Annotated in this window: 9 protein-coding genes; all 9 read right to left on the minus strand. The window is 70.1% G+C overall.

The features are described 5' to 3' along the window. On the minus strand, positions 1-1,414 hold a 1,414-nt coding region (gene flhF / locus C1H66_RS14060), incomplete at its 3' end, for a flagellar biosynthesis GTPase FlhF (RefSeq protein ID WP_102628516.1). 22 nt (positions 1,415-1,436) lie between these two features. Then, positions 1,437-3,518 carry a flagellar biosynthesis protein FlhA gene (flhA, locus tag C1H66_RS14065; protein ID WP_102628517.1) on the minus strand — a complete coding sequence of 694 codons (2,082 nt, stop codon included), beginning with the start codon at positions 3,516-3,518 and terminating at the stop codon, positions 1,437-1,439. Continuing rightward, entirely contained in the window at positions 3,515-4,672 is a 1,158-nt protein-coding gene (gene flhB, locus C1H66_RS14070) for a flagellar biosynthesis protein FlhB (RefSeq protein ID WP_102628518.1), read from the minus strand. The genes flhA and flhB overlap by 4 nt, the downstream gene beginning before the upstream one ends. Before the next feature lie 126 nt (positions 4,673-4,798). Next, positions 4,799-5,488: a protein phosphatase CheZ gene (gene cheZ, locus C1H66_RS14075; protein ID WP_102628519.1), complete on the minus strand. Its 690-nt coding sequence runs from the start codon at positions 5,486-5,488 to the stop codon at positions 4,799-4,801. Between the two features lie 37 nt (positions 5,489-5,525). Continuing rightward, positions 5,526-5,915, minus strand: a complete 390-nt coding sequence (gene cheY, locus C1H66_RS14080; RefSeq protein WP_102628520.1) for a chemotaxis response regulator CheY — start codon at positions 5,913-5,915, stop codon at positions 5,526-5,528. Between the two features lie 76 nt (positions 5,916-5,991). Then, entirely contained in the window at positions 5,992-7,695 is a 1,704-nt protein-coding gene (locus C1H66_RS14085) for a methyl-accepting chemotaxis protein (RefSeq protein WP_102628521.1), read from the minus strand. 65 nt (positions 7,696-7,760) lie between these two features. Continuing rightward, positions 7,761-8,822, minus strand: a complete 1,062-nt coding sequence (locus tag C1H66_RS14090; protein ID WP_102628522.1) for a protein-glutamate methylesterase/protein-glutamine glutaminase — start codon at positions 8,820-8,822, stop codon at positions 7,761-7,763. Positions 8,823-8,949: 127 nt separating this feature from the next. After that, positions 8,950-9,819 (minus strand): CheR family methyltransferase, encoded by an 870-nt coding sequence (locus C1H66_RS14095; RefSeq protein WP_370741200.1) that lies wholly within the window; start codon positions 9,817-9,819, stop codon positions 8,950-8,952. Next, a complete protein-coding gene (locus tag C1H66_RS14100; RefSeq protein ID WP_102628523.1) occupies positions 9,816-11,981 on the minus strand; it encodes a methyl-accepting chemotaxis protein in 2,166 nt (721 codons plus the stop codon). The genes C1H66_RS14095 and C1H66_RS14100 overlap by 4 nt, the downstream gene beginning before the upstream one ends. Positions 11,982-12,159: the final 178 nt, after the last annotated feature.

The following is a 12,159-nucleotide window of genomic DNA, read 5'->3' on the forward strand; positions in this document are numbered from 1 at the left end:
GCGGCATGGCCGCCCAGCCGCCCCGGTCGTCGAGCAGCAGATCGGGCGACGACCAGTCGTGGCCGCGCACCCGGGCGCGGGGCATCCAGAGCATGCCGGCGGCCGCGTCATGCGCCCGGTCGAGCAGGGCGTCGAGACGCTCGCCCTGCAGACTCGGCGGCAGCGCCGAGAGCGCCCAGGCGGCCTCCAGGGCGGTGAAGCCGGTGAGGCGGCGACGCAGTTCGTCGAGTATCACCGACACCCGCCGCCCCTCGCCGAGCAGCCCCCGAGCACCGCTCGACGCTGCCGGCACTGGTGCCGGGGTGGCACGGCGGGTCGCCAGCGCCTGGTGGACCAGGTCGGCGGCGTCGGCCACCATCAGGTCCTCGGGCACCCGCTGGCCATGGGCCACGAACAGCAGTCGCAGGCCGTGACGCATCAGGGCATCGAGCAGCGGCCCGGTGCGCCCCGCCTCGTCGTGCTTGCTGATCACGCAGTCGTCCAGCGAGGCCCCCGACGCGTGGGCCGCCTGACGGTAGTTGGTGATCACCTCCTCCAGGGTCTCCGGCTGGCTGGCGGCGTTGAGCAGCAGCGCCAGGCGCACCGGGCCGCCCCGCAGTCGCGCCACCTGGGCGATGATGCCGCGGTCGCGCTGGCTCATGCCCACGGTATCGATGATCACGAAGCGCTTGTCGGCCAGCCTCGACAACAGTGCGTCCAGCGGCTGCTCGGCATCCAGGGCATGCATGGGGATGTCCAGCAGCTCGGCATAGATGCGCAGCTGCTCGTGGGCGCCGATACGGAAGCCGTCGGTGGTGACCAGCGCCACCTGACCGGGGCCATGGCGCATCACGTAGCGGGCCGCCAGCTTGGCGGTGGTGGTGGTCTTGCCGACCCCGGTCGGTCCCACCAGGGCCAGGATGCCGCCCCGCTCGAGCAACGCCTGCTCGTCGTCGAGCACCGCCAGGCGGGCCGCCAGCTGACGCACCAGCCAGGCCTGCCGGGACTCGTCGTCGGCCGCCTCGAGCTCCTCGGGCAGGCCGGCGAGCAGCTCCTCGGCGATCGCCTCGCCGAAGCCGGCCTCGGCCAGCCACCGGGCCAGTCGCTGGCGGCAGTCATCCGGTGGCGACGGCGCCGCCCGGGCCCGGGACAGCAGGGCCCGCATGTCCTGCATCTCCTTGAGCAACTGGGCGCTCATGGCCTGGAAGGCATCGCCCTCGCCGGCCGGTGCCGCCGGGGACGGGATCGATCGGTCCGGGACGGGTGCCGCCGCCGGCGCACGGCGAGGCGGGGCGGCCTGATCGGCCTGGGCGAGGATCTCGACCCCGGCCTCGGTGTGCCGGTTGGCCAGGATCAGGGCGTCATCGCCCAGGGCGGCGCGCACCTGGCGCATCGCCTCGCGACCGTTGGCCCCGGTGAATCGCATCACGCTCATCTACTCAGTCTCCTCCCACCTGTCAGCGCCCCCCCACCAGCTGGGTGACCCGCAGGGTCCGGTCGTCGGGAATCTCGGCCTGGGACATCACCACCAGGTGGCGCAGCCGTCGGCGCAGGAAGCGCGCCAGCACCGGGCGCAGGGTGTGCTGTACCACCAGCACCGGGGGCTCGCCGCTGGCCTCCTGGCGCGCCAGCGCCTGCTCGGCCTGGCTCATCAGGGTCTCGGCCAGGCCCGGCTCCAGGGCACCGCTGCCATGCATCGCCTGCATCAGCACCTGCTCGAGCTGGGCCTCCAACCCGATCACCTTCAGCTCGTCGTCGCCGGGGAACCACTGCTGGACGATGCTGCGGCCCAGGGCAATCCGCACCAGGGCGGTCAGCTCGCCGGCGTCCTGCTGCTGGCCGGCGTGTTCGGCCAGGGTATCGAGGATGGAGCGCAGGTCACGGATCGAGACCTCCTCGTCGAGCAGGTTCTGCAGGATGCGCTGGAACACGGTGAGCGAGATCGCCTTGGGCACCACCTCCTCGACCAGCGACTTGTTCTCCTCGCCGAGCTTGTCGAGCAACTTCTGCACCTCCACACGCCCCAGCATCTCGGCGGCATGGTGATGCAGCAGGTGGTTGAGGTGGGTGGCCACCACGGTGCTGGCGTCGACCACGGTGTAGCCGTAGACCTGGGCGTGTTCACGCTGACCGGCGTCGATCCACACCGCCGGCAGGCCGAAGGCCGGATCCCGGGTCCGGGTGCCCTGGAGCTCGCCCGACACCTGGCCCGGATCGATCGCCAGCCACTTGCCGGGGTGGGCCTCGGCACGGCCGATCTCGGCGCCCTTGAGGGTGATCACGTAGGTGTTGGGGCCGAGCTCCAGGTTGTCGCGGATATGCACCACCGGCGGCAGGAAGCCCACCTCCTGGGCGAACTTCTTGCGCACGCTCTTGATGCGGCCGAGCAGCTCGCCCTCCTGACGCTGGTCGACCAGCGGGATCAGCCGGTGCCCCACCTCGAGGCCCAGGGTATCGACCAGTTGGACGTCGTCCCAGCTCGCTTCGGGGGCCTCCGGCGCCGGCAAGGGGTCGGCGGAGAGCGCCTCCTCCACCTGGCGCTGCTCCTTTTGGCGGATCAGCCACCAGGCCAGGCCGCCGAGCAGCACGGTGAAGATCAGGAACACGACGTTGGGCATGCCCGGCACCAGCCCCAGCAACCCCATGACCGCCGCCGCCAGGATCATCACCTGGGGGTTGACGAACAGCTGGCTGATCATCTGCTGGCCGACGTCCTGGTCGGTGTTGACCCGGGAGACGGTGACGCCGGCGGCGGTGGAGATCACCAGCGCCGGGATCTGCGCCACCAGGCCGTCGCCGATGGTCATCAGGGTGTAGGTGCGCGCGGCGCTGCCGAAGTCCATGCCGTGCTGCAGCATGCCGATCAGCAGCCCGCCGATGATGTTGACCACCATGATGACGAGGCCGGCCATGGCGTCGCCGCGCACGAACTTGCTGGCACCGTCCATGGAGCCGTAGAAGTCGGCCTCCTGGGCGACCTCGGCGCGGCGCTGCCGGGCGTCGTCCTCGCCGATCAGCCCGGCGTTGAGGTCGGCGTCGATGGCCATCTGCTTGCCGGGCATGGCGTCGAGCATGAAGCGCGCGCCCACCTCGGCGATACGCCCCGCACCCTTGGTGATGACCATGAAGTTGATGACGATGAGGATCAGGAACACCACCAGGCCCACGGCGAAGTTGCCGCCGACCAGGAACTGGCCGAAGGCCTCGATCACCTTGCCGGCGGCATCGCCGCCCTGGTGGCCCTCCATCAGGATGACCCGGGTCGAGGCCACGTTGAGCGACAGCCGCAGCAGGGTGGTGAACAGCAGCACCGCCGGGAAGGCGGCGAAGTCCAGCGGCTTCTGGGTGAACATGCTGACCAGCAGCACCATCACCGCCAGCGCGATGTTGAAGGTGAAGAACAGATCCAGCGCGAAGGGCGGCAGCGGCAGGATCAGCATCGACATGACCAGCAGGATCAGCAGCGGCCCGGCCAGCAGCTTCATGCGCACGTCGCCCATCCAGTCGCGGCGCCCCAGGTAGTCGCTCCAGGCCTTCATGTCTCAGCCTCGCCGTGGCGGCCCGGAACCCCCAGGGAGTCCGGGACCGGCAGGTCCTCGGGTGTCGGTGGCACCTCGCCCCCCTCCTGTGACACCCGCCGCAGCCGGAAGGCCCAGGCCAGGACCTCCGCCACGGCGGTATAGAGTGCTTCGGGGACCTCGGCGTCGAGGTCCACGTGGTGATAGAGCGCGCGGGCCAGCGGCGGCGCCTCGAGCCGCGGTACCGCGTGCGCCTCGCCCAGTTCGCGGATCCGCGCGGCGACCTGGTCGGCGCCCTTGGCCACCACCCGGGGGGCGGCCATGCCGGCCTCCTCGTACTTCAGCGCCACGGCGTAGTGGGTCGGGTTGGTGATGATCACGTCCGCCTCGGGCACCTGGCTCATCATCCGCCCCCGGGCCATGGCCTGCTGCTGCTGGCGGATCCGCGCCTTCACATGGGGGTCGCCCTCCGACTCCTTGTGCTCGCGCTTGACCTCCTCCTTGCTCATGCGCAGCTTCTTGGCATGGCTCCAGAGCTGGTAGGGCACGTCGATCAGGATCACCACCAGCAGGGTCAGCACGATCAGCCCGCAGGCCAGGGCCGCCAGCTCCAGGGCACTGGCCAGGGCCTGCTGGATCGGCTGGTCCATCAGGCTCATGTAGGTGCCGCGGTTGCTCCACAGGAAGGCCATCGCGATGCCGCCCACCAGCAGCGACTTGGCGATCGCCTTGGCCAGCTCCACCAGCGCCTGGACACCGAACATGCGCTTGAGCCCCTTCAGCGGGTTGAGCTTGGAGAGCTGCGGCTTCAATGACTTGGCCGAGATCAACCAGCCGCCGAGCAGCGCCGGGGCCGTCAGCGCCACCACGGTCAGCAGCAGGAACAGCGGCAGCATCGCCAGCAGGGTGCGCTCCCCGAGGTCCAGGGCGTGGCTGAGCATCGGCGTGGTTTCCAGCGCATGGCGCCGTTCGAACAGGAAGGCCTGCTCCATCACCAGGCCCAGCTGGTCGTAGAGCATCGCGCCCATGGCCCACAGCCCGCCCACGCCGCCGAGCAGCAGCATGAAGGTGGTCAACTCGCGGGAACGGGCGACCTGGCCCTCCTCGCGGGCCTTCTCCAGGCGGCGCGGCGTGGCCTCTTCGGTCTTTTCCTGATCGCTGCTCTCGTCGGCCATGGCCACTCATCGGGACAGTCGTGCGGACCCTGGCCATTGTGGGGAGGAAGGGGAAGGGGCGATACGCCAAAAAGCGCCGATAATCGTGTCCTGTTCACGACTATCGACGGCAGAGGGAGGTGTCGGTCAGAAACCCAACTGGTCGAGCAGGTCGTCGACCTGATCCTGGCTGCTCACCACGTCGGCGGCCTCCGGCTTGACCTGGGGGCCATTGAGCAGGCCCTCCTCGCGCTTGCGGGCGCCGGTCTGACGCTGGCCGTCGGCCCGGCGCTGCATGTCGTCGCGCTTCTCGCCCTCGGGCACGCTGTCGATCAGCACCTGCACCAGCTGGCTCTCGATCTCGTGGATGACGTCCATCATCTTCTTGATCACCTGGCCGGTCAGGTCCTGGAAGTCCTGGGCCATCATGATCTCCAGCAGCTCCTTGCTGGTCGCCTGGGTCGTCTCGGGCACCTCGGCCAGGTACGCGCGGGTCGCGGTGACCAGCTCCCGGGCCTCGTCCAGTTCCTTGGGCTCGGCGAACCACTCGGCCCAGCGCCGGTCCAGCGCCTCGGCCCGCTCGCTGAGACGGTCCTGCAGCGGCTGCGCCCGGTCGATGGCATTGAGTGCCCGCTCGGCGGCCTGCTCGGTCATCGCGCCCACGTAGTTGAGACGGTCCCGGGCATCGGGAATGGCCTCGGCGGCCCGCTCGATCTCCTTGTCGAGCCCCAGCTCGCGCATGCTCTCGCGCAGCATGCGGGTCAGGTGCCCGATGCGCTGCACCAGGTCGTCGCTGGCCGCCGCCTTGGCGATCTCGGGCTGCTCGTTCGTGCTCATGGTTCGGTCTCCTTCGCCTCGGGTCGCCCCGGCGGCCTCACATGCCCAGTTTTTCGAAGATCTTGTTGAGCTTCTCTTCCAGGGTGGCGGCGGTGAAGGGCTTGACCACATAGCCGCTGGCACCGGCCTGGGCCGCGGCGATGATGTTCTCCTTCTTGGCCTCGGCGGTCACCATCAGCACCGGCAGGTGCTTGAGGCCGTCATCGGCGCGGATCTGCTTGAGCATCTCCAGGCCATCGAGGTTGGGCATGTTCCAGTCGGAGACCACGAACTCGAAGCCGCCGGTCTTGAGCTTGGCCAGGGCGTCCTGGCCATCCTCGGCCTCCTCCACGTTGGTGAAGCCGAGCTCCTTGAGCAGGCTGCGCACGATGCGGCGCATGGTCGGGAAGTCGTCCACCACCAGGATGCTCATGTTCTTGTCTGCCATCGGGATTCCTCTATCGGTTCACGGCATTCGGGACGACCGGCGGCCGGGCCGCCGGTCGGGTTCGGTAGATCTCGCGTCAGAACTCTTCCCACTCGTCCTCGGTGACCGCCTCGCGGCGTGCCGGACGAGGGGCCGGCGCCTGCCGGCCGGCGGGTGGCTGGCTGGCCTGCGGCAGGGCGGCGGGAGAGCGGTCGGCCTGCGGCAGCGAGGGCTGGCTCGCCACTCCGGCCAGGCGGAATACCGCCACGGCCTGCTCCAGGCGGCTCGCCTGCTCCTCCAGGGAGGCCGCGGCGGCCGACGCCTGCTGCACCAGCGCCGCGTTCTGCTGGGTCACCTGGTCCATCTGCCCCACCGCCTGGCTGACCTGCTCGATGCCGTCGCTCTGCTCCTGGGAGGCGGCGGAGATCTCGTCCATGATGTCGGTGACCCGGCGTACCGCGGTGACCACCTCGTCCATGGTCGCGCCGGCCTGCTCGACCAGCGTCGAGCCCTCCTGCACCTGGGCCACCGAGCCCTCGATCAGTGCCTTGATCTCCCTGGCGGCATCGGCGCTGCGGCTGGCCAGGTTGCGCACCTCGCCGGCCACCACCGCGAAGCCGCGGCCCTGCTCGCCGGCCCGGGCCGCTTCCACGGAGGCGTTGAGCGCCAGGATATTGGTCTGGAAGGCGATCGAGTCGATCACCCCGGTGATGTCGGCGATCTTCTGCGAGCTGGTGGAGATGCCGTGCATGGTCTTGACCACGCGATCCACCACTTCGCCGCCGCGCTCGGCGGTGGAGGAGGCGTCCAGCGCCAGGCCGCTGGCCTGGCGGGCGTTGTCGGCGTTCTGCTTCACGGTCGCGGTGAGCTGCTCCATGCTCGCCGCGGTCTCCTCGAGGGAGGCGGCCTGCTGCTCGGTGCGCGAGGAGAGGTCGGCGTTGCCGCCGGCGATCTCGCGACTGCCGACATGGATCGAGCCGCTGCTGCCGCGCACGTCGCTGACGATCCGCGTCAGGCTCTGCTGCATGTCGCGCATGGCGGCGAACAGCTTGCTGATCTCGTTGCGGCCCAGGACCTTGACCTCGCGGGAGAGATCCGCCTTGGCGATGGCCTGCAAGGCCCCCACCGCCTCGTCGAGCGGACGAATGACGATGGTGCGCAGCCCCAGGTAGATCAGCACCACCAGCAGGCCGATCAGCGCCAGCACCCCTAGCCCGATCCATTCGAAGCGTTGGGCCTGGTCGTGGAAGTCGGCCACCATGGCCTCGGCGCTCTCGACCCCGTGCCTGACGAAGGCCGTCATGCTCTCCGCCAGTGCCGCCGAGGGCGACGCGAGCCCCTCGCGCAGCCGGTTGAATCCGGGGGTGTCGAGCTGGTCGAGCCTGTCGTGCTGCTGGCGGACCAGGGAGAGCACGGCATCGAAGTCGTCGCCGAGGGGCTCGGCCAGGGCCTGGGCCCGGTCGGACTTGGGCACGCCGGCAAAGCTCGCGAAGTGCTGCTCGGCACGCTCGAGCTGATCCGCCGCCACGGCGGTCTGCTCGTTGGCCTCGCCCATGCGGCCGATCATGATCAGGTTGGAGGCGACCTCGAGGCTGACCCGGGCCTCGCTGAGCAGGGCGTCGGCGCGGTTGATCTCGGTGAGCTGGCCGACGCTGATCTGGTTGAGGGAGGTCAGCGCGCGGTCGCCGTTGCGCTCCGCCACGAAGCCCATGGCGGCGATCACCGCGATGAACGCCACGAAGCAGCCCAGGACGACGACCATCGCCGCATGGATGCTGATATTACGCAATAGTCGTGTCATGCCGGCATTTCCTCATATAGAAGTCAGTATCTTGTGGCTTCCCCGGGGTTTCCCGTGCAACGGTCCTACACCCGCTGGGCCCGGCCGGAGGCCGCCACCAGCGCCATCAACCGTGGCGCGATGTCGTCGAGCGCCACCACCTCGCCGGCCCCGCCCAGGGCGATGGCCTCCCGCGGCATGCCGAAGACCACGCAACTGGCCTCGTCCTGGGCGAGGGTCGGGGCACCGGCCTGGCGCATCTCGACCAGCCCCGCCGCCCCATCCTTGCCCATGCCGGTGAGCAGCACGCCGATGGCGTTGCGCCCGGCCTGGGTCGCCGCCGAGTGGAAGAGCACGTCGACCGAGGGGCGGTGCCGATTGACCGGCGGCCCGTCGTCCAGCCGCGCCACGTAGTTGGCACCGCTGCGCGCCAGCTTCAGGTGGGCATCCCCCGGGGCGATGTAGGCGTGGCCCGGGAGCACCCGCTCGCCGTCCTCGGCCTCCTTGACGCTGATCTGGCACAGCCGGTCGAGCCGCTCGGCGAAGGAGCGGGTGAAGCCCCCCGGCATGTGCTGGGTGATCAGGAGCGCCGGGCTGTTGGCCGGCAGCGGCTCCAGCACCCGACGGATCGCCTCGGTACCGCCGGTGGAGGCGCCGATGATGACCAGCTTCTCGCTGGAGACCAGCGGCGCCTCGAGCCGCACCGGTGGCGGGGCATCGCGGCGGGTCGCCTGGCGCGGCCGCGAGCGCGAGGCGGCGCGGATCTTCTCGGCGATCTCCTCGGCGTACTCCAGCATGCCGTGGCGGATGCCCAGCGAGGGCTTGGCGACGAAGTCCAGGGCGCCCAGCTCCAGGGCCCGCAGGGTCACCTCGGAGCCGGCCTGGGTCAGCGAGGAGACCATCAGTACCGGCATCGGGCGCAGCCGCATCAGGCGCTCGAGGAAGTCGAGGCCGTCCATGCGCGGCATCTCCACGTCCAGGGTCAGCACATCGGGATCGTGCCGCTTGATCAGGTCCCTGGCGGCGATCGGGTCCGGTGCCACGGCCACCACTTCCATGTCGGGCTGGCTGTTGATGATCTCGCTGAGCAGATCGCGAATCAGTGCCGAGTCATCGACGCAGAGCACCCTTATCCTGGCTGCACTCAAGGCAGGCCTCCTCTCCCTTCGGCGCGACGGCGCTGGATGGCACCGCCTCGAGTTCTGGATTCTGTTACTTGTATCGGCGGGTCGCCGCGGGACTTTAGGCGACCCGCGCCCGGTCGTTCACTTCCCTTCAGGCCAGCGTGTAGACCGTCTGTCCGCGGAGACGGAACGCCCTGGTGATATAGGAGAAGTTCTCGGAATGACCGGCGAACAGCAGGCCATCGGGCTTGAGCAGCGGGGCGAAGCGCTCGAGGATCCGTGCCTGGGTCTCCTTGTCGAAGTAGATCATCACGTTGCGGCAGAAGATCGCATCGAAGGGGCCCTTGAGGGCCCAGCCCGGGGCGAGCAGGTTGAGCGACTCGAACTCCACCATCGCCCGGATGTCGGGCCGCACCCGGGCCAGCCCCGCCTGGCGCCCCGTGCCCTTCTGGAAGAAGCGCTTGACCCTCGCCTCCTCCAGCTTGTGCACCTGCTCCAGGGGATAGACGCCGGCCCGCGCCCGGGCCAGGGCGTCGGTGTCGATGTCGGTACCGATCACCCGGGCCGGCTGGGCCCGGGGGCCCAGGGTCTCGGCCAGGGTCATGGCGATGGAGTAGGGCTCCTCACCGGTGGACGCCGCCGCGCTCCAGATGCGCACCGGTCCCGTCCGGCCGCGCAGGTGCTCGCCCAGTAGCGGGAAGTGGTGCGCCTCGCGGAAGAAGGCCGTGAGGTTGGTGGTCAGGGCGTTGGTGAAGGCCTCCCACTCGCGGGCCTCGGGCTGGCGCTCGAGCCGCGCCAGATAGTCGCCGAAGCGGGTCAGGCCGTGATGGCGCAGGCGCTTGGCGAGCCGGCTGTAGACCATCTCGCGCTTGTGCTCGGCGAGCACGATGCCGGCGCGCCGGTAGATCAGCTCGCGAATCCGTGCGAAGTCGGCATCGGTCAGCTCCAGGTCCCGCTCCAGGCCGCTGGCGGATGACCAGCCGCCGGCGATGCAGGCCGGTGGTTCCCGTGGCTCGATCAAAACTCCTCCCACTCCTCGACGTCGGTGGCCTGGCGGCGCACCGGCTGCCGCGCGGAGGCCGGCAAGGCCGGCGTCGGCCGGTCAGTACCCTCGCCTCCCTCGCCGCGTCGCTCCTCAAGGCTCGGCGCCTTCTCCATGCCGGCGCCGCGCAGGCGGAAGGCCGTGACGGCGATCGACAGCCGTTGCGCCTGGTGCTCGAGCTCGGCCGAGGCCCGGGCGCTGGCCTGGACCCGCGCGGCGTTCTGCTGTGTGACCTGGTCCATCTCGGCGATGGCCTGGTTGATCTGGCCGATGCCGCCGCTCTGCTCCTCGGAGGCCGCGGTGATCTCGCCCATGATGTCGTTGACGCGGGTGGTCGCCGACACCACCTCCGCGATGGCGCCCTCCGCCCGCTTCACCACCTCGGCGCCGGTGCCGATCTCCCGGGAGGAGCCGTCGATGAGCGTGCGGATCTCCTTGGCGGCGGAGGCCGAGCGTCCGGCCAGGTTGCGCACCTCGCCGGCCACCACCGCGAAGCCGCGGCCCTGCTCGCCGGCCCGGGCCGCCTCGACGGAGGCATTCAGCGCCAGGATATTGGTCTGGAAGGCGATCGAGTCGATGACGTCGATGATCTCCGCCATCTTGCGCGAGCTCTCGGTGATGCGCCCCATGGTCGCCACCACCTCGTGCATCAGCTCGCCGGTCTCGCGGACCCGGCCGGCGTTCTCGGTGGCCAGGCCGCTGGCCTGGCGGGCGTTGTCGGTGTTCTGCTGCACCGTGGTGGTCATCTCCTCCATGCTCGAGGCGGTCTGCTGCAGCGACGCCGCCTGCTGCTCGGTGCGCGAGGAGAGGTCGTCGTTGCCCGCCGCGATGTCGCGGGCCGCCGGGGTCACCACCTCGATGCCGCCATGGACGTCGCCGACGATGCTGCCCAGGCTCTTGCGCATGGTATCCAGGCCACCCAGCAGTTCACCGACCTCGTCGCGACGACGAGCCGGCACCCGAGCCGCCAGGTTGCCGGCGGCGATCTGCAGGGTGAAGGCCAGGGCGTCGCGCAGCGGCCGGGCCACCGCCCTCAGGGTCATGACGCCCAGCAGCACCAGCAGCAGCAGGCCGACGGCCAGTACCCCGGCCTGGGCCAGCAGCATCTGCCGCTGACCGACCTGGGCGGCGGCGGCCATCGCCTCGGCGGCCTGGCGCTTGTGCTCGATGAGCTCATTGACCGACCCCACCAGCTCGCCTGACGACTCCAGCAGCGGCGCCAGCTGTTTGTTGAGCGCCATCAACGCATCGAAGGGTTCGCCGGTGAGCGAGGCGGCCATCGGCAGCAGGCCGTCCTGCATGAAGGCATCCAGTGCCTCGCCGAAGGCGCGGGTCTCGGGCGCCTGGTTGACCTCGCGGGCCACGAAGTCGGCCCAGATCGCCTCGAGCCGCTCGACGCTCTGCTGCAGGTCGGCGGCGCGCTCCTCGCGCACGTTCATCACCGACATGCGGTCCTGGCCCGAGAGGCTCTGGGGCGCCTCGGTCACCAGCTGACCGATCTGCTGCAGGCGTACCACATCCTCGAGGCCGTCGCGGTTGAGTTCCGCCAGGCGCTCGCCGGAGGCCTGGAGGCCGAACAGCCCCATGCCGCCGCTGGCCAGCAGCAGCAACGCCGCCACGCCGACCATCACGGCGATTCGCGCACGCATGGTGCCGAGGTTGAGGCGCGCCAGGGCGCCGCGCAGGCCGCGGCGGCGCAGGCGGCCACGGTCGAGGCGCAGGTGCTTGCCCTTGCCGGCCCGCATCTGCGCATAAGCCACCTCGGCCCGCTCGACCGCCTCGCGGGTCGCCTTGATCCTGACGGACGCGTAGCCCACCACCCGGTCATCCTCGACGATGGGGGTGACGTTGGCGTCGACCCAGTAGTGGTCGCCGTCCTTGCGCCGGTTCTTGACCAATCCGCGCCAGCTCTCGCCGGCGGCGAGGGTCTCCCAGAGGTCGGCGAAGGCCTCCGGCGGCATGTCCGGGTGGCGTACCAGGTTGTGCGGCGCCCCGATCAACTCGTCGTGGCTGAAGCCGCTGACCTCGGCGAAGGCCGGGTTGGCATAGGTGATCCGCCCCTTGAGGTCGGTGCGGGAGATCAGGAAGTGATCGTCCTCGAGCTGATACTCCTGCCGGGTGACAGGCTGATTGTTGCGCATCGTCGTTTCCCCTGGTGGCGACTGTCGGCACCGCGCTTGTCGATGGGTTGTCGTTAGGGTGGTCGTTCCGTGCTAGAAGGCTTCCCACTCTTCATCGTGGCCGAGGCGCCGGGCGGACTCCTGGCGCGCCCCGTCCTTGCGCGACGACATCAGCGCCGGCATCCAGCGGGCCAGGTCG

The organism is Halomonas heilongjiangensis (genome assembly GCF_002879645.1).
GTDB classification, from domain to species: Bacteria; Pseudomonadota; Gammaproteobacteria; order Pseudomonadales; family Halomonadaceae; genus Halomonas; species Halomonas heilongjiangensis.

Bases quoted from the DNA above. Each gene is read 5' to 3' on its own strand.
- cheY (WP_102628520.1), bottom strand. From the start codon at position 5,915: ATGGCAGACAAGAACATGAGCATCCTGGTGGTGGACGACTTCCCGACC.
- flhA (WP_102628517.1), bottom strand. From the start codon at position 3,518: ATGAAGGCCTGGAGCGACTACCTGGGGCGCCGCGACTGGATGGGCGAC.
- cheZ (WP_102628519.1), bottom strand. From the start codon at position 5,488: ATGAGCACGAACGAGCAGCCCGAGATCGCCAAGGCGGCGGCCAGCGAC.
- flhB (WP_102628518.1), bottom strand. From the start codon at position 4,672: ATGGCCGACGAGAGCAGCGATCAGGAAAAGACCGAAGAGGCCACGCCG.
- C1H66_RS14100 (WP_102628523.1), bottom strand. From the start codon at position 11,981: ATGCGCAACAATCAGCCTGTCACCCGGCAGGAGTATCAGCTCGAGGAC.
- C1H66_RS14085 (WP_102628521.1), bottom strand. From the start codon at position 7,695: ATGACACGACTATTGCGTAATATCAGCATCCATGCGGCGATGGTCGTC.